Source organism: Pantoea sp. X-Soil-TKNS-1211 (genome assembly GCF_059730495.1).
In genome coordinates this window covers 2240596-2259015 of the sequence record NZ_AP035953.1, presented here as the reverse complement: position 1 = coordinate 2259015, position 18420 = coordinate 2240596, and the positions used below count along the sequence as shown (strand labels likewise).

The 18420-nt window shown below is 53.9% G+C and carries 16 protein-coding genes; 11 read left to right on the top strand and 5 right to left on the bottom strand.

All coding sequences use genetic code 11. The annotated features are described in order from the left end of the window. Positions 1–4 precede the first annotated feature (4 nt). The gene (locus tag AC6I8W_RS10785; RefSeq protein ID WP_497835005.1) at positions 5–1882 is read right to left on the bottom strand and encodes an amidohydrolase; all 1878 of its coding nucleotides are present in this window, start codon (positions 1880–1882) and stop codon (positions 5–7) included. Positions 1883–2148: 266 nt separating this feature from the next. On the opposite strand from AC6I8W_RS10785, the gene AC6I8W_RS10780 reads away from it, so the two are divergent. Genes AC6I8W_RS10780 through AC6I8W_RS10760 form a run of 5 tightly spaced genes read left to right on the top strand, consistent with a single transcriptional unit; the run spans position 2149 to position 9338 of the window. Further along, entirely contained in the window at positions 2149–2835 is a 687-nt protein-coding gene (locus AC6I8W_RS10780) for a hydrolase (RefSeq protein WP_041525948.1), read from the top strand. A gap of 50 nt (positions 2836–2885) precedes the next feature. Then, positions 2886–3086: a DUF1427 family protein gene (locus tag AC6I8W_RS10775; RefSeq protein ID WP_497838168.1), complete on the top strand. Its 201-nt coding sequence runs from the start codon at positions 2886–2888 to the stop codon at positions 3084–3086. Positions 3087–3088: 2 nt separating this feature from the next. Then, positions 3089–3343, top strand: coding sequence for a XapX domain-containing protein (locus AC6I8W_RS10770; protein WP_497835004.1), 255 nt, complete (start codon positions 3089–3091; stop codon positions 3341–3343). Between the two features lie 44 nt (positions 3344–3387). Beyond that, positions 3388–3771, top strand: coding sequence for a response regulator transcription factor (locus AC6I8W_RS10765; protein WP_497835003.1), 384 nt, complete (start codon positions 3388–3390; stop codon positions 3769–3771). After that, complete coding sequence (locus tag AC6I8W_RS10760) at positions 3771–9338, top strand: ATP-binding sensor histidine kinase (protein WP_497835002.1); 5568 nt, start codon at positions 3771–3773, stop codon at positions 9336–9338. Before AC6I8W_RS10765 ends, AC6I8W_RS10760 begins: the two co-directional genes overlap by 1 nt. 2 nt (positions 9339–9340) lie before the next feature. Here the strand turns inward: AC6I8W_RS10760 and AC6I8W_RS10755 are convergent, their stop codons facing one another. From AC6I8W_RS10755 to AC6I8W_RS10740, 4 genes are all read right to left on the bottom strand, one after another. Continuing rightward, positions 9341–9961 carry a response regulator transcription factor gene (locus AC6I8W_RS10755; RefSeq protein WP_497835001.1) on the bottom strand — a complete coding sequence of 207 codons (621 nt, stop codon included), beginning with the start codon at positions 9959–9961 and terminating at the stop codon, positions 9341–9343. Positions 9962–10230: 269 nt separating this feature from the next. Continuing rightward, complete coding sequence (locus AC6I8W_RS10750) at positions 10231–10602, bottom strand: hypothetical protein (protein WP_497835000.1); 372 nt, start codon at positions 10600–10602, stop codon at positions 10231–10233. A 295-nt stretch (positions 10603–10897) separates the two neighbouring features. Continuing rightward, positions 10898–11734, bottom strand: a complete 837-nt coding sequence (locus tag AC6I8W_RS10745; RefSeq protein ID WP_497834999.1) for an alpha/beta fold hydrolase — start codon at positions 11732–11734, stop codon at positions 10898–10900. 228 nt (positions 11735–11962) lie between these two features. Beyond that, a complete protein-coding gene (locus tag AC6I8W_RS10740; protein WP_497834998.1) occupies positions 11963–12178 on the bottom strand; it encodes a DUF1471 domain-containing protein in 216 nt (71 codons plus the stop codon). Between the two features lie 238 nt (positions 12179–12416). Here AC6I8W_RS10740 and AC6I8W_RS10735 point away from each other — a divergent pair, with 238 nt between their 5' ends. The 6 genes from AC6I8W_RS10735 to AC6I8W_RS10710 all read left to right on the top strand — a co-directional run bounded on the left by AC6I8W_RS10735 (position 12417) and on the right by AC6I8W_RS10710 (position 18189). Continuing rightward, positions 12417–13541: a porin gene (locus tag AC6I8W_RS10735; RefSeq protein ID WP_497834997.1), complete on the top strand. Its 1125-nt coding sequence runs from the start codon at positions 12417–12419 to the stop codon at positions 13539–13541. A 16-nt stretch (positions 13542–13557) separates the two neighbouring features. Beyond that, positions 13558–14094 carry an NADPH-dependent FMN reductase gene (locus AC6I8W_RS10730; RefSeq protein WP_497838167.1) on the top strand — a complete coding sequence of 179 codons (537 nt, stop codon included), beginning with the start codon at positions 13558–13560 and terminating at the stop codon, positions 14092–14094. A gap of 179 nt (positions 14095–14273) precedes the next feature. Beyond that, entirely contained in the window at positions 14274–15089 is an 816-nt protein-coding gene (locus AC6I8W_RS10725) for an ABC transporter substrate-binding protein (RefSeq protein ID WP_497834996.1), read from the top strand. A gap of 23 nt (positions 15090–15112) precedes the next feature. Next, positions 15113–16621, top strand: coding sequence for an amino acid ABC transporter permease/ATP-binding protein (locus tag AC6I8W_RS10720; protein ID WP_497834995.1), 1509 nt, complete (start codon positions 15113–15115; stop codon positions 16619–16621). A 9-nt stretch (positions 16622–16630) separates the two neighbouring features. Further along, positions 16631–17353 carry a GntR family transcriptional regulator gene (locus AC6I8W_RS10715; RefSeq protein ID WP_497834994.1) on the top strand — a complete coding sequence of 241 codons (723 nt, stop codon included), beginning with the start codon at positions 16631–16633 and terminating at the stop codon, positions 17351–17353. After that, a complete protein-coding gene (locus AC6I8W_RS10710) occupies positions 17353–18189 on the top strand; it encodes an urea carboxylase-associated family protein (RefSeq protein WP_497834993.1) in 837 nt (278 codons plus the stop codon). Before AC6I8W_RS10715 ends, AC6I8W_RS10710 begins: the two co-directional genes overlap by 1 nt. Positions 18190–18420 lie beyond the last annotated feature (231 nt).

The window sequence follows — 18420 nt, the reverse complement described above, 5'->3', positions numbered from 1 at the left end:
GAGATTAAAACGCGAAGCAGCTGCAACCGAGCGCGCCCCAGAAGGCGTTGTCTTCGGCTACCGGAACGTTAGCACCACGGGCAATATCATGCTGGTGGCTATGCACACCGCAAGGACCGCTGCAATGGTGCGCCTGTGGCATCATACCAACGCGGGTTGTGGCACCCGGAGGCGCGCTGCGATAGTGCCCCGGCACCTTAACCACCGGAGACCACTCCGGCAGCACCGGCAGGGTCGGCGGCGCTTCACTGCTGAATGCACCGGCGGCATACACCACGTTGCCATCCACCACCGTCAGCACCGATTCGATGCCTTTGATCTCCTCTTCCGGCACGCTGAAGAAGTCTTTGCTCAGCACCGCCATATCCGCCAGTTGGCCGACGATAATCTGGCCTTTTTTACCTTGCTCACTGGAGAACCAGGCGCTGCCTTGCGTCCACAACATCAGCGCGGTGTCACGGTCAAGGCGGGCGTTGACGTCATACATCTGCATCCCACCCACGGTACGTCCGGAAACCAGCCAGTAAAGTGCGGTCCACGGGTTGTAACTGGCGACACGGGTGGCATCGGTGCCGAGACCGACTGGTACGCCAGTTTCCAGCATGCGCGCGACCGGCGGGGTATGACGGGTGGCTTCGATACCATAACGTTCGGCAAAGTATTCGCCCTGGAACGCCATACGGTGCTGCACCGCAATGCCGCCGCCGAGCGCTTTGATACGATCGATATTTTTTTGCGTCACGGTTTCGGCATGGTCAAAGAACCAGTGCAGGCCGTTAAACGGAATATCGCGATCCACCTTCTCAAACACATCCAGCATACGGCTGATGGATTCGTTGTAGGTGGCGTGTAAACGGAACGGCCAGCGGTGCTCCACCAGATGACGCACCACGCGCTCCAGCTCGTCTTCCATGCCAGGCGCCAAATCCGGACGCGGTTCGAGGAAATCTTCAAAGTCAGCAGCCGAAAACACCAACATTTCACCGGCACCGTTATGGCGGAAATAGTCGCTGCCTTGGCCGGGGGTCAGCATATCGGTCCATTTTTCAAAGTCTTCTAATTCATGGCCGGGACGCTGAGTAAACAGGTTATAGGCGATACGTACCGTCATCTGCTTTTTGCTGTGCAGCTCGGCAATCACTTCATAATCGTCGGGATAGTTCTGGAAACCGCCGCCGGCGTCAATGGCGCTGGTCAGGCCAAGACGGTTCAGTTCACGCATAAACTGACGGGTGGAGTTGACCTGCAATTCCAGCGGCAATTTCGGGCCTTTCGCCAGCGTGGCGTAGAGGATCATCGCATTCGGGCGCGCAATCAACATCCCGGTCGGGTTGCCGTTGCTGTCACGCTGAATTTCGCCACCCGGTGGGTTGGGGGTGTCTTTGGTGTAGCCCACCACTTGCAGGGCGGCGCGGTTGAGCAGGGCGCGATCGTAGAGATGCAGGATAAACACTGGCGTGTCGGGTGCGGCTTCGTTGATTTCTTCCAGCGTTGGCATGCGACGTTCGGCAAACTGGAACTCGGTCCAGCCACCGACCACTCGCACCCACTGTGGCGATGGCGTACGCAGCGCCTGTTCTTTCAGCATCCGCAGCGCATCAGCCAGTGAAGGCACGCCTTCCCAGCGCAGTTCGAGGTTGTAGTTGAGGCCGCCGCGGATCAGGTGCAGATGCGAGTCATTCAGGCCAGGCACCACGGTATGACCTTTCAGGTCGATCACCTTCGTACCTTCGCAGTGATGTTCCATCACTTCTGCCTGACTGCCCACCGCCAGAAATTTGCCTTCGCGAATTGCCACGGCGGCGGCCACCGGGTTGGCGCGGTCGACGGTGTGGAATTTGCCGTTGATTAAAATCAGCTCTGCCTTACCGAGCGTCACCATAGATCCTCCTGAACTGAGATGTCCGGTTTGGCCGGACGGGAAGTGCGCGGTCGCACCATCAGCTCAGGATTATGGTAAGCGGGGAGAAAGACCGTCTAGTTATACAAAGGGATACCTATACGAACGTATACCTATACACAGAGATAATGGTTCGGCACTCCCATGCCGCCTAAACTCAGATTGGACAGTGACCAGCCGGTGACTGCCACTTTTGCTCCGTATTTTTGTTCGCGGAAATCCAGTTACTAACCTCAATGGGTACATTCATGTCCAACTCAAAGCTCGAAGTTCTGACCCCGCTTAACAGCCAGATTATCTTTATCGATCAGCAGCCGCAGATGGCGTTTGGCGTGCAATCAATTGACCGCCAGGTACTGAAAAATAACACCGTGGCGCTGGCGAAAGCGGCCAAGGTTTTTAACATCCCGACGATTATCACCACCGTCGAAACCGAGAGTTTCTCCGGCTATACCTACCCTGAGCTGCTGGACGTGTTCCCGGGGCTGGATATTCTGGAACGTACCTCCATGAACTCATGGGACGATCAGAAAGTACGCGATGCGCTGGCCGCAAACGGTAAGAAGAAAGTGGTGGTTTCTGGTCTGTGGACTGAAGTGTGTAACAATAGCTTTGCGCTGTGCGCCATGCTGGAAGGCGGCTACGAAATTTATATGGTGGCGGACGCGTCTGGCGGCACCTCGAAAGAAGCCCATGACTATGCCATGCAACGCATGATTCAGGCGGGGGTGATCCCGGTGACCTGGCAGCAGGTGATGCTGGAGTGGCAGCGTGACTGGGCGCACCGTGATACCTACGACGCGGTAATGAAAATTGCCAAAGAACATTCCGGCGCTTACGGCATCGGCGTGGATTATGCCTACACCATGGTACACAAAGCGCCTTCGCGTCAGGAAAGCGAGCACCGTACCCTGGCGCCGGTCCCGGCACGCTAATTCCCTGCGCCTGACCGGCACCGTGATGTGCCGGTCACAGGAGGATCATGATGAATCCTTTGATCATTTCTCTGGGGGCGGGCGTGCTGGTGGGGCTGTTTTATGCGCTGCTCCGGGTGCGCTCACCCGCACCGCCCGCCATTGCGTTAGTGGGTTTGCTTGGCATGATCATCGGTGGGCAGATTATGGCGCATGTCAAACCCCAGCCACAGGCCAGCGCGATCACCACCCATGTTGATAAGGTCGGCTGAACATGTTGAAATCCTACGTTATTTCGTTGGGCGTCGGCATTCTGGCTGGTGTGATCTACGGCCTGATGGATGTTAATTCTCCTGCGCCACCGGTGATTGCCTTACTGGGACTGTTTGGCATGCTGGTGGGGGAGCAACTGGTGCCGCTGGCGCAACGGCTGATTCGCCGTCAACCTGTGACGCTGGCCTGGTTCCGCCATGAATGTGTGCCGAAAATCAGTGGTACACCGCCGCCGCAAGGAGAGAAGGAACCCTAAGGAACATCCTCACGTTCGCGTGAGGATTATCAGAGGATCACAGCATGACGCTGCCACAGCATATTGTTATCGTTGACGATGAACGCTCAGTCCGTAATGGTCTGAGCAATTTACTGCATTCTGACGGATACACCACCAGCCTGTATGAATCAGGCGAAGCACTCCTCTGCGATGACAAAGCATTAACCGGCGCGGTCATGCTGATCATCGACGTCAGATTGAAAGGGATGAGCGGTTTTGAGCTGTTCGCCATCCTGCAACAACAAGCCGTTACGCTACCGGTGATTTTTATCTCTGCCGAACAGGAAGAGGCGGTGCAGTGGTATGCCATCGCGCTGGGTGCGGTGACCTTTTTGCGCAAACCTATCGATGTTGATACGCTCCTGACCATCATCCGTAACGAACTGTCTCACGGGGAATCACGCTAATGGGCATTATCTCGGTGCCGCAGGAAGGTAACGAAGAACAGACAATCACCCTGCCGGACGAGATGGTGTTGATGCCACTGGCGCAGGATGGCAGCATCGCCTGGCTGATGGGACGTGAGGCAACGGGGGAGACATTTATTATCGCCACCGCTGCCAGTGATGAGGTGGCTTTCCAGGGCGCACAGTTGTTAAAAAATGAGCTGGCGCTGGCTCCACATTTGGCAACCCGCTGGGCGGTGAAACCGGTGGGCCATACTCGCTATCACGGACGCTACGCACTGGTGTATCCGGCTTTTCCTTATCGATCTCTGGCCGGGATCATCGCGATGCCACCCGAGCAGATCGCCGATTATTTGCGCAACGCCATTCAGCTTTGCCTGCCACTGAGTCAGGCGCATCATCAGGGCATTGTGCACGGTGATATCAAACCGGCGCATCTGTTCCTGAATAACGACGGTTCTTACCGTCTGGGCGGCTTTGGCCTCGCCTCGGTGACGGTGGATTCCCAACTGAAAAATTCGCTGCGCGCCTCGGGAGGGACGTTGGCGTATATGTCGCCGGAGCATACCGGGCGGACGCCGTATCCGGTGAGCAATCTGAGCGATCTCTACAGCCTCGGCGTGGTGCTGTATGAAATGCTGACCGGCAGGCTACCTTTTGGTTCGCCCCAGGCCGGGCAAGCGGAGTGGATCCATCATCATCTGGCGACCGCGCCGCGTCCACCCGAATCGATCCGCCCTGATGTGCCGGCCATGTTGTCGGCGATTATCCTGCGCCTGCTGGCAAAATCTCCGGTGGAGGGGTATCAGACCATTGATGGCCTGCTGGCTGACCTGCGGCGTTGCAAAGCGACCCTGACGCCACAAGGGACCATCGCCCCGTTTACCCTCGGACTGCAGGAGCGTTTCACCAGCAATTATCGGGTGGAAACGCTATTTACCGGCCATCCCCAGGCGCGAGTATTACTTCATGCGTTGGAGGAGGCGCAGCACAGCGGCAGCCATCATCTGGTGATGATTGGCGGTGCACCAGGTGTCGGGAAATCAGCGATTATCGCCTCGGCGCTGAAGAAGCTACAACACAAACCCATTCTGCTCACGGTCGGCAAAGCCGATCAACATTCGCCGCAGATCCCTTATTCAGCGCTGAGTAACGCCTTCCGTACGCTGACTTTATATCTGCTTGGCCTGTCGGTCGCTGAGGTCATGGTGTGGCGCGCGCGCTTATTACGGGCGCTGGGTGATAATGTCGATCTGGCTATTGAACTGGTGCCGGAGCTGCGCCAGTTGCTGGATATCGCGCAATCCCCGGTGATGACCGAGCCGTTAAGCGATGCCCGCGAGCGCTTTAGTCAGATGGCCTGTGCGTTGATTAAGGCGTTGGCCTCATCCGGCAAAGCGCTGGTGATGTTAATCGATGACGTGCATTGGGCGGATCAGGCCAGCCTGCAACTACTGGAGAAGGTGTTTAAGTGTAACGATCATCTGCCATTTTTGCTGGTGATTGCTCACCGCGATGCGGAGTCGATGCCTTGTCCGCTGGTGGCGGATTTTCTGACGCGCATCCGTATCGCCGCAGCACGTCTGACCGAAATCACCCCGGAGCCGCTTAACGTTAAAATGGTGGCGCGCTGGCTGGCTGGCATGCTGCATACCCGTACCAGCGGCACCAGTGAGCTGGCACAGTTGATCCATGAAAAAACTGGCGGCAATCCACTGTTCTTACAGGAATTTTTCAAACAGGCGATTGATGATGGGCTGATTTTTTCCACCAAAGATCCGCTGAAGTGGCACTACGATCGCAGCGCGTTGCGGGCGCGTCAGTACACCGATAACGTCGCCAGTCTGGTGGTGCGACAACTGGAACGGATGCCAGAGCCTACCCGTCAACTGCTGGGCTGCATGGCCTGCATCGGGGCACAGGGCCAGCTGGCGCTGCTCAGTCAGATTCTGGGCACGCACCCGCACAACGTTCAGCAACGACTACGACCGGCGATTGCGGCGCGATTTATTACCCTCAGCGGTGATGACTTCGCTTTTACCCACGCACGGGTCCATGACGCCGCGTTTTTATTGATCGGTTTTAAACAGAAATTACTGATCCATCAGCAGGCCGCAGCGCTGTTGGCGGAATCGGCACCGCGTGCCGAAGGTAACGAGACGCTGTTTCGCGCGGTACACCATATTGCGCTGGCGACGAAGGTTACGTTGAACGCGGCGCAAATCCGCAACTATTTTCGCCTGAGCCTGACCGCGGCGCAGCGCGCCAAACGGGCAGGGGATTATGCTTCCGCTTTGCGTTATTTGCGCACTGCGCGCGATCTGAATGACCAGCGCGAAGATGGCGAGCACTTCCTGCTCGGCTTTGAGGAGGCGGAGTGTCAGTTTTTGCAGGGCAATCTGAACGAAGCACAAGCCCACTGCACCTTGTTGCTCAATATGCCTGGCAGCCTGACCGAGAAATCCGCCGCCGCCTGTTTGTCAGCGGAAATCCATATGCGTCAATCGGACAACTATCTGGCGCTGGAGACGGCGCTGGCGTGGCTGGCGGTGTTTGGCGTGCACTTCAACCGCGATCCCGACGAAGAAGAGTGCAACGCGGCCTGGCACGCCCTGAAGGCCCGGCTCGGGACCGAACCGGCCGCTACGCTAGGCACGCTGCCGCTGATGGCGAACCGCGAAAAAGAGTCAGTGCTGAATCTGATGGCCAGCACCATCTTTGCTTCCTCCTACGATTGTCCGCAGTTGCATCTGCTGCTGGTGTGCAAAATCCTCGACATGACGCTGGATCATGGTATTGCCGGTGCCTCGGTATTTGGCCTGTCGTGGTTTAGCGTGTTGATTACCGATCGTTACCAGGAATATCACTACGGCTTTAAGTCCGGGCTGCTCGCCAGCCAGCTGGCCGAGAAACACAATTTTTTGCGTTTCAAAGCCCGTACGCTGCTGCCGCTTGATCAGGTGGGGATCTGGACGCAACCACTGGCCTTCGCAATCGATTGCGCAAAGAAAAGTTTTAATGTTGCGCTGGCGCATGGCGATAAGTCCTTTGCCTGCCTCTCGTTGCGCCATCAGGTGATGAATTATCTGACGCGCGGCGATCATCTGGAATCGGTGCAAACTACCATTGAACGCGGTCTGGCGTTTACCCGGCAATCCTTCTATCCCGATGTCGAAAATGTGCTGTTGATGCAGAAGCATCTGGTGATGCATCTGCGCGGCAGCCACGGGGAAAAATTCAGTGGCGTGGATGCGTTTCCGACGCATCTGGTCGGTAGCGAGCCGGGGCTGGTCTCCGGCCCGAAAGCGATGGTGATGTTCTGGTCGTGGCTCTATCGCGGCATGGCCCATTTTTATGCCGGTGAATATGCGCAGGCAGACCCCTGTTTCGCTGAGGCCGCACAGTTAGTCAACGCGGTGCCAGGTTATATCTACCTGATGGACCTACACTTTTTCAGCGCGCTGAGCCTGACTGTCCCGCTGGCAACCGGCCAGGCAAGCGCTGCCGAGCAGAAAATTGCCCACACGCATTTCGATCAGTTGGTGCAGTGGTCGGTGTTGAACCCCGACCTGTTTGCCGACAAGGTAGCGTTGCTGGCCGCCGAACTGGCACGCCTGCGCGGTGAAGTGGGTGAGGCGCTGAGTCAGTACGAAATGGCGATCAATCTGTCCCGTAAAGCAGGCTACGTACATATCAATGCGTTGGCCTATGAGCTGGCCGGTTATTGTGCCAAGGCGTGGAAACTGGAGGTTCCGGCTGATGCCTATTTAAAGGGGGCGATCAGCGGCTGGGATAACTGGGGGGCATTGGCCAAAGTGCGGCAGCTTGAGCAACACTATCCCCAGTTAGCCACGCCAAAACCCGGTAATGCCTTCACCACCATTCCGTTTGAAGATGAATCGATCCGCGATCTGGAAAGTATGGTGACTGCGGTGCGTGCCCTGACGGAGGAAATCAACCTCGACCGCCTGATCCATATCCTGATGCGCATGCTGCTGGAACGCGCCGGGGCGCAGCGTTGCCTGCTGATTCGCGTGCTGGATGGTAACATCCCGGAGACTGAAGCCTGGGCGGAAGCGAATGCCGATGGCGTCAAAGTCAAAATCGTCAAACAACGCCCGACAGCCAGCGACCTGCCGTTGTCGGTACTTTCTGCGGTGATTCGCACCGGGCAGGAGATCCGTACCGGCAAGCCGGAAGACTTCAGCCCCTTTAGTCAGGACCCTTATCTGGTTGCCTCGGGAGCGGCGGTGATGTGTGTGCCGATGTTCAAACAGGCCAATATGGTTGGGGTGCTGTACCTGGAAAATCGGTTGATGCCGGACGTGTTTACCGCCAAGCAATCGCATATCGTAAAAACCCTGAGCGCCCAGGCGGCCGTTTCCATCGAAACCGCCCGGTTATATGCGGAGTTGCTGGAAGAGAACATCCACCGTAGACGGGTAGAGAAGCAGTTGCGCACCAGCCAGACCTCGCTGATGCTGGGGGAGAAAATCAGTCATACCGGCACCTGGAGTTGGGAGATTGAGCAGGATTTGATGTCGGTATCGGATGAGTATCTGCGTATTCTCGGCCTGCCTGAACAACCGAAAACGCTGTCGATGGTGGATTTTATGACCTTCGTTCATCCTGATGACCATCAATGCATCAACGACCTGGTCAGCGACAGCGTGCAGAACGGTATCAGCATGCAGGCTGAGTTTCGTATCATTCGTCCGGATGGTGAATGCCGTTATATCAAGGGGATTGGCGATCCGGTGAATAACTGGCCGGAGATAAAAGAGTACTTTGGCACCATTTCGGATATTACGGTGCAACGCCGTGCCGAAGATGCGGCCCGCATGGCGCAGGCCGATTTGGCGCGCGTTTCACGTGCCACTACCGTCGGCCAGTTAACCGCGTCGATTGCCCATGAAATCAACCAACCGCTGATGTCGATTGTCGCCCATGCGGGTGCCAGTCTGCGTTGGCTGAAACGTGAGCAGAGCCATATTGAAAACGCCTGCTTCAGTCTCGACGAGATTTTGCAGGAGGGGAAACGCGCCGGGGATATTATTCGTGGCTTGCAGGCATTAACCCGCAAACATGATTCGGTTTATGCCAAAGCCAACCTGCATTTGATTGCGCGCGATATCCTCGCGCTTTCCCGGGCAGAGATTGAACGTAAATGGATCTCACTGGAGCTGAAGCTGCACGCCGAACATGCGGAAGTCTATTGTGATCGCATCCAGATTCAGCAGGTGCTGCTGAACCTGGTAGTGAACGCCATTGATGCCATGACCGGCATTGAAGATCGTGGGCTGACCCTGACGCTGGCAACCTCCAACCCCACGCCGGACACTATCCGCTTTGCGGTGATGGATACCGGATCAGGTATCCCTGACGAGGTGAAAGAACATATCTTTGATTCGTTCTATACCACCAAAAAAGAGGGGATGGGGATGGGGTTGGCCATCAGTCACGGCATCATCAAAAAACATTGTGGCGAACTGAAGGGGGAAAACCGGGCTGACTGTGGCAGTGTGTTCTGGTTTACCTTACCCACTGAGCCGCCAGCCAGCATGTAACACTAACGACGGCGCGTGCTGAGGATATTCAACCGCTCGGCAGCTCGCACCAGGTCGGACAACGAACGGACATTCATTTTCTCCATTACCCGGCGTTTATGCACCTTAGCGGTGATTTCACTGATGCCCATCTCTGCGGCGATCTGTTTATTGAGCAGGCCGCCGATCGCCAGCAGCATCACTTCGCTTTCACGCGGCGTCAGTGATTGGTGGCGCGAAGTGATGTCGTACTTTTCCTGTGAAGCAGCCAGATTCTCTTCCGCTATTTGCAAGGCTTCGGTCACGGCCTGGATAATCTGGTCAGGATCAACCGGTTTGGTGAGGAACTCACAAGCGCCGGTCTTCATTGCCCTGACGGTAACCGGAATGGTGCCAAAACCGGTGAGAAAGATGGTCGGTATGGCATAACCTCGTTCATTCAACGCATTAACTACCGCAAAACCATCGGCATCTGGCATATTAATATCCAGAATCAAACAACCAGGAAGCGGAGGAAATGGGTGATCAAGAAATGTTTGCGCCGTGGAAAAAGCGATAACGTCATAATTTTCTGAGCTAAGTAGATTACTCAAACCAGAACGTACCGACTCATCATCATCAACAACATAAACTATGTGATTCATAGAAGGTCTCTTCTCAACCTGAGTTTCACGGATGTTTAAAAGTCGTGCTCAATAGCCAATATAGTGCGAAAAAGGGCAGGTTCAACCTGCGTGAGATGTCTGGTAGTTAGTATGCCTGAGTATGGTAGCACAATTGTTATGATTATCATCAGGTAATGTTGGGGAGCGGGGCGATAAATCGCGTATCTAAAAGCCAGTCCGTGCGATTAATCGCGTATCTAAAAGCCAACACGCGCGATTAATCGCGCCGCTACGGGAGAGTAAGCCATTCAACTATTTTTATTAAAATAGTTCAGGAATCCGGATTTGAATTTTACTTTACCCACAGTACGATTGTAATTCACCACTAACTGCGCTAACTGAAATTGAATGGCGGCATTTAAATTATCACTATCTTCCTGTGATGGTTTGTCTTTTTCTATCGCAATAGCCATTTTTTGCAATTCCTGAGAAATATCATCGATACATCCCTGGAATACTTCCTTATCCAAGGTTAAATATTCCGCCTCAACTTTTGCCATATAATCATCGGCAAGTTTACTTAATTCCAGTACTTCAATATTTGATATGGTTTCATCTTTTTCATATTCAGAAAGTTTATCTTGCAATGCCTGCACGTCTGACTTGAGAGAAAGTCTCATGTTACACCTCTGGCTTCGGTTATATTTCACTAGCAACACATGGCGTCACATATTGAAATCTAGTCGCTGGCAGGTGTTTGTCAATCAGGATGGGAGATTGAAAAATAGCGTATTTTCATCCAATTTTTCATTAATTTCCGCAAGGTGGGATATATTGCAGCCTTATGATTTTAATTACTATTAATTCTTCCCATGAAAAACAAAATCCCATACCGTTATGGAATAATAACAGGCAGAGAAATATTCTGGAATTTCTCTGTCTGTCTTTTCTAAATTAACCGCTTCGATAATAAAACTAGGCGCGAATAAACGCCAGCAGGTCAGCGTTGATCACATCAGCATGGGTGGTATGCATGCCGTGAGGGAAACCAGGGTAAATCTTTAAGGTACTATTTTGCAGTAACTCATCCTGCAACAATGAGGCGACTTTGTAGGGCACCACCTGATCGTCATCGCCCTGCAACACCAGCGTCGGGACGGTGATGGCTTTTAAATCCTCGGTCTGATCGGTTTCAGAGAAGGCTTTAATCCCCTCGTAATGGGCTTTGGCGCTGCCGATCATGCCCTGTCGCCACCAGTTCTGAATGGTTCCCTGGGAAACCTCCGCGCCTGCGCGGTTAAAACCATAGAACGGCCCGGAAGCCACATCCAGGTAGAACTGCGCGCGGTTCGCTGCCAACGCGGCGCGGAAGCTGTCGAACACCTCCAGCGGGGTGCCGTCGGGATTGCTGGCCGTTTTCAGCATCAGCGGAGGTACGGCACTGATCAGCACCGCCTTGGCAACGCGTCCCTGTGGCTGACCGTATTGGGCGACATAGCGGGCTACCTGACCACCACCGGTCGAGTGACCGATATGCACGGCATTATGTAGATCGAGATGTTCCGCAACCGCTGAAGCATCTGCCGCGTAATGGTCCATGTCATGTCCGTCACTGACCTGGTCCGAACGCCCATGTCCGCGTCGATCGATTGCAATCACCCGAAAACCTTGTGCCAGAAAGAACAACATCTGATTGTCCCAGTCATCTGCCGTTAACGGCCAACCGTGATGGAAGACAATCGGTTGCGCCTCTTTAGGTCCCCAGTCTTTAAAGAAGATATTCACGCCATCTTTTGTCGTTACAAATGCCATAGAACAGACTCCTCATTGATAGAAAAACGACTTACGGTTTTCTGGATCAGCCCGGGGAAGCCAGGTAATTTTCCCCCGCGAAAGTATAGTCAGAGAAGCCTGTTGCTGTGGGGTAATGAACGTGCGCTATCGACCTTAAGCACCGGTTGGCTTAAGATTTTCTAAATTTATTATCAACAAGTTAGCAGGAAAGGGGCACGGCTCAATTTGTACAAAGGCGTTGCGGTGTTACCGGGTGTATTTCACCAACTCAGCAGCAGGCTCGATATGATTCACATAACGTTCACTGTCGACTTTCCAAGTGGCTCCCGCTTCTTTTGACTGCATCACTACGCGGGCGGCGGCGTCATCCAGCAGGGTGGTGCGTGCCGGGGCACTTTGCGCCACATTGAGCAGCGAAAATAGCAGGGCAAGCGTGGCGATAAAAATGTTGAACGATTTCATGATGATTTCCTGTGCGCTTCAATTTAAATGCAGGTTTGGCTGCGATTGGACAAATTGTAGACACTGGAGCGCGGTAACAAAATAGCAGATGCCTGGCGAACTCTTTCAGATATTTTGAATAACTCACCGATCATGACGGCGGCATGATCAATTATATCTTCGTATAACTATCCCTCTGTATAACTTACTTTTTTCCCATCTCCCTCAGATAATTGTTCTACTTCTTTGAGGGGGATAAATGAAGATCAGAACATGGGTGTTATTGGCTCCGTGGTTTTTTATTGGCATTCATGCGTCAGCGGCGGAAATTTATAACAAAGATGGCAACAAACTGGACTTATATGGCCTCGTTTCCGGCTTACGTTATTTTAGCGATGATAAAAGTCAGGATGGGGATCAGTCCTATATGCGCGTCGGCTTCAAAGGTCAGACGCAGATTTCTGACCTGCTCATCGGCTATGGACAATGGCAGAGCCAGTTCAACACCAATCAGGCCGAAAGTGAAAGCGATTCAATGTTTACTCGCCTGGGTTTTGCCGGGATTAAAGCCGGTAAATATGGTTCTTTTGACTATGGGCGCAACGTAGGTGTGCTATACGACGCACTTAGCCTGACCGATATGCAGCCTGAGTTCGATGCTCTGACATACAATACCGACCAGTTTATGTTCCGTCGTGGCAACAGTCTGGCGACATATCGCAATAGTGGTTTCTTTGGTGTTGTTGATGGGCTGGATTTTACCCTGCAATATCAGGGTAAAAATGATGGCGGCGGAGAGCCGGGCGCGCGCGATGTTCTGCGACAAAATGGCGAGGGCTACGGAATGTCGGTCGCCTGGGCGTTTGGCGATGGTTTCAAAGCGGTCGGTGCGTTTACCCATTCCGACCGCACCAGCGAACAGAACAACAGCGCCAGCGGGATCATGGGGCGGGGCGCGCATGCAGAGGCATACTCAGCGGCACTCAAATATGATGCGCACGGCCTGTATATCGCCACCATGTACACCCAGGCTTATAACGCTTCCCGCTTCGGTTCGCGCAGCGGCTCTGACATTTATGGCTATGCTAACCAGTCACAAATCTTCGAGGCTTTTGCTCAATACACCTTTGATTCTGGCTTTGTTCCCTTTATCGCCTATAACCAGGCGCGGGCCAAAGATCTCGGCCTTGCCGGCAATGGCAAACTGTATGGTAATCAGGATCTGGTCAGGTTTGTCGACTTCGGCACCTCTTATCTTTTCAATCAAAATATGCTCGCCTATGTCGACTATAAGCTGAACCTGATTGATAGCAGCGATTTTTCCCATGCGGCGGGTGTCTCGACTGACGATGTCCTCGCGGTCGGGCTGGTTTATCAGTTTTAACCTTAAGGAGAGAATGATGAAACTTGTCACATTGACTTGCAGTCTGCGCAGCGGTTCGGTGAATGCCGCGATAGCTAACACCTTACCGGAACTGGCCCCCGAAGGGGTGGTGTTTGAGGCACTGGGTTCGCCCGGCGAATTCCCGCATTACAACATGGACACTGAAATGGCCGGTTTCCCGGCGGCGGTGGTCGCTATGGCTGAACAGATCAAGCAGGCCGATGGCCTGGTGATCATCACGCCGGAATACAATCATTCGATACCGGGATTGCTAAAAAACGCCCTCGACTGGCTGTCACGGGTTAATCCTCAACCTCTTGCCGGAAAGCCGGTGCTGATTCAGTCTGCTTCGCCGGGTAAATTAGGTGGAGTCCGGGCGCAGATCCATCTGCGTCAAATTCTCGGCTATTTCGATGCCAAAGTCTTGAACAAGCCTGAAGCCATGATCGGTGATGTTGGTCATAAAGTGATTGATGGCGTACTGGTGGATGAAGACACTAAACGCTTCCTGACACGCCAACTGGCGGCCTTTACCGCGTTTATCGGACACTAATCCTCCTCAATCATGGGTTATGTTGGTGCATAACCCGTGATGTCCTGCCCCATATTGGTTCAATTCCGCCTCTGTTTTTCAACTCACCCCTCTCTTTCTGACAAGAAAAATCAGCCATTATTAAATTGGCACACTTAATGCTTATACATTGTTGAACAAACAACACCAGAGGCTCCACTATGAAAACGATGTTACGCATGGCCTGTCTTGCCGCACCTGTGTTTTTCAGCGTGGCCCAGGCTGCCACCCTTGTGCCAGGCAGTCTGACCATTGGCTCTGATCTGACTTATCCGCCGTATAACTTCCTCAAGCAGGATAAACCTGCTGGCTTTGACGCCGAGTTTATTGACCTGATCGCCGCACCACTGAAGCTCAAACCGGTGGTGAAGGACACACGTTTTGCCAGCCTGATTCTGGGGTTGAAAAGCAATAAATTCGACGTGGTGGCGTCAACACTTTACGTCACGCCAGAACGGGCGCAGCAGGTGGATTTCCTGCCTTATATGAAGACCGGTGGCTCGCTGCTGGTGACCGCCAACTCCCGTTTTACCCCACAAAAACCGGAAGATCTGTGTGGCAAGCGCGTAGCATCGATTAAAGGCGGAGCCTGGATCGCCCGGTTAAATAAGGTGTCTGTCGACTACTGCCAGCCGAAAGGTCTGGGGGCCATTTCGGTGCGCGAGTTCCCGACCTCGCCGGAAGCAACCCAGGCGCTGCTGTCCGCCGCTGTCGATGTGCAGTACGAGGATGCTGCCGTGGCGAAAGCCACTGTCGAAAAAACCGGCCAGCGTTTGAAAATCTCTTCGCAGCAGATGATCTATCCGGTGGTGGTGGGCCTGGCGGTGAATAAAGACAATCCACAGCTATTAAGCGAGCTGAAAGCCTCATTTGCGCAGAAGGTCAGTGATGGCAGCTACCGTGCGTTGTTGCAGAAATACAACCTGCAAATGCCGGATGCTGATGAAAGCGCCAAAGCACTGGCTGGCACGCTGTAACACGGGTTAGCACTGGAGGAAGCATGCAATTTGACTGGCCTTACCTGATAAGTTTATTTCACTACGCAGACTTCTGGCGGGCCAGTTGGCTGGTGGTACAACTCAGTGTGCTGACCTGGTTAGGCGGAATTGTGCTGGGGCTGGGCGTGGCACTGGCGAAACAGTCGCGTAATGCCGTGCTGCGCAATGCCGCAGCCTGCTATATCTGGCTGTTCCGCAGTTTGCCACTGTTGGTGCTGCTGATTTTTATCTTTAACTTGCCGCAAATTTTCCCGGCAACCAGCGGCATGCTTTCCAATCCGTTCGCCGCCGGACTGCTGGCGCTGATCATCAGTGAGACGGCTTATATCGCTGAAATCCACCGTGGCGGCTTGTTATCCGTGCAACGTGGACAATTTGAGGCGGGAAGGGCGTTAGGACTCAACAATGCCCAGATTCGTTTGAGCATCATTATCCCGCAGGCATTGCGCATCTCTCTGCCAACGCTGGTAAATGAGTTTATCACCATCGTGAAGATGACCTCGCTGGTCTCGGTGATCTCGCTGTCAGAGATTCTGATGGTGGGAGAACGTTTATATACCGACAACTTCAAGGTGATGGAAACCCTGCTGGCGGTGGCCTGTTATTACGTGCTGATTGTCACCCTGTTTGAGCGTCTGTTTGGTTGGCTGGAGCGGCGCTGGGATGTGCAAAATCGAACTCCGGCACCTTTTGATGCCGTCGAGGCGCGTAGCCGCTTACCGGCAGCGCTGGCACAAACACGTAAAAGCCATAGCGCCTCAGCGAAACCGATTCTGCGATTAAATGGCCTGAGCAAAGCCTTTAATGGCAAGACGGTGTTGCAGGATATCAACCTCAGCGTACAGCCTGGTGAGGTGATCTCGATTATCGGTCCTTCAGGTTCGGGGAAAACCACCCTGATCCGCATGGTCAATGGTCTGGAGGTGATGGATCAGGGCAGCGTTGAACTGCTTGGACAAGAATTTATCCGTGCCGGTCAGCGCGAGAATGCCTTGCCTTATCGCGCGCAGATCACGCGCTTGGGCATGGTCTTTCAGGGTTTTAATCTGTTCCCGCACAAAACGGTGCTGGAGAACCTGATGTTGGCCCCGCGTCTGCACAACCTCGATAGCCGTGCGGATCTGCATCAACGCAGCCTGGCGATGCTGGATAAAGTTGGCATGTTGGAACACGCCACGAAATATCCACATCAGTTATCCGGCGGTCAGCAACAGCGGGTGGCGATTGCCCGCACGCTGGTGATGAAACCGGCGGTGGTGTTATTTGATGAACCAACCTCCGCGCTGGACCCGGAACGCGTCAGCGAGGTGTTGCAGGTGATTGAAAAGCTGGCAGAGGAGGGGATTACCATGTTGATCGTTACCCACGAGATGAAGTTTGCTTTTGCGATATCCGATCGGGTGGTGTTTATGGAGCAGGGGCGCATTGAAATTGATGCTTCCCCGGCGGAAATTCGCCAAATGCGCGATCACCGCATCTTCCGCTTTATTGATGATATGGCCACGGCTTGAGGGCAAAACATGAAAGGTTCCGCCGGAGAAACTCGCACCTTAACGATTGAAATTCCAGAGCATCTTGACTTATCCGGCTTGCCTGCGTTTGAGCGTATCTCTATTTTGCTGCGTGAAAATATTATCAGCGGCAACCTGGTAGCCGGACAGGCATTGGGTGAGATCGAACTGGCGGCATTATGTGATAGCTCGCGTAACACGTTACGCGAAGCGCTGCGTTTTTTGCATGGTGAGGGGCTGGTGAATTATCACCAAAATCGCGGGGTGTTTGTTCGTCAGCTTGATAAACGCGATGTGCGGGACATCTTCAAAGCACGTCGCCATCTGGAGGTGCTGGCGCTGACGGTCAACAGCCCGATCAGCGATTTTCACCTGGCGCGCATGGCGCAGCACCTGGATAACGCGGCGCTTGCAGCGGCCAATGAGGCGTGGCGCAGCGTGGGTACGCACAGTTTGCGTTTTCATCAGAGCATCGTGCAGATGCTGGGCTGCGCCCGTTTTAATGATTTTTTTAGCGTGCTGCTGGCGCAATTACGTCTGCTGTTTTGCAGCGGTGCCGGAGAACGTGACTTTCAGCTGCCGTGGATTGCGCGCGATCGCGAAATTCTGACCTTGCTGAGTCAGCAACAAAGTGAAGCGGCATGTCGTGCGCTGATTGATTATCTCGATTACTCGGAGCGGCAGCTGACCGCCACCTTTAGTCATCCTATTTCTCATGGAGAATCATACTGATGTCGAATTATCCTGCTGCTTATCAGAGCACATCTGGCTCTGCATTGGATGTTGATCGCTCGTTTTATCAGGCACTGGCCGAGGGACCACGCGAGCTGACTGCGTCCCATTTAATCCCCATTCGCACCGGTTTTGCCTGGGAAGTTCCGGCCGGGCATCTGTTCCGCATCACCACGCCGGAAGGCCCGCAGGTAGGGGATTTGAACATCTGGAACCGCCGCGATCCCCGCGAGAGAATGTGGGTTTCCCGTACCCGCCAGCTGCAACGCGCGCATCTTTCGACCTATGATCGTTTGTGGTCAAACTTGCCGTTTATCCGTCCGATGGCGACCATTACCGCAGATTCTCTGGCCGATTACGGTATTGATAGCGATGGTGGACGGGTGCACGATCTGCTGGGAACACGCTGCGATCCTTACGTGAACAAGCTACTAACCGGTGAGGACTTTGATTTCCATTGCCATTCCAATCTGGTGCGTGCGGTGCAGCCGTGGGGGCTGACGGAGTTTGATGTTCACGATGTCATGAACGTTTTCCAGTGCACCGGCCTGAATGATGATGACCAGTATTTTATGAAAGCCTGTCCGGCGAAAAAAGGTGATTACCTGGAGTTCTTCGCTGAGATTGACCTGCTGTGCGCGTTGTCAACGTGTCCGGGCGGAGATCTGTCACTGCCCATGTGGGGAGATGAAGCAGAGGACACGCTGAAAGTTTGCCGTCCGTTGGGCGTGGAAATTTATAAACCACAGGCTGAGTTACTGGCTAACTGGACGCCGTCAGTATCGCCAGATTACCGTGGTAATCATGGGATGCAGCTGAAGCCGGTGAGCTGGTAATCCCACCTGTAACAGCGCGATAAATCGCGCTGTTACGCGCCGGTGCCAGGAACACGCGATAAATCGCGCCGCTACGGACCATCATTCTGCAATTCAAACGTTCAACCACGAACTGTCACAGAGGGAGCCAGCGGTTGAGGCTGGTCCTTTAACATAATCCAAATTTCTGGGCGGGCCTCAAGATATCATTAAATGGCGCATAATGTATATTATGTTAAATACGGTATCCAC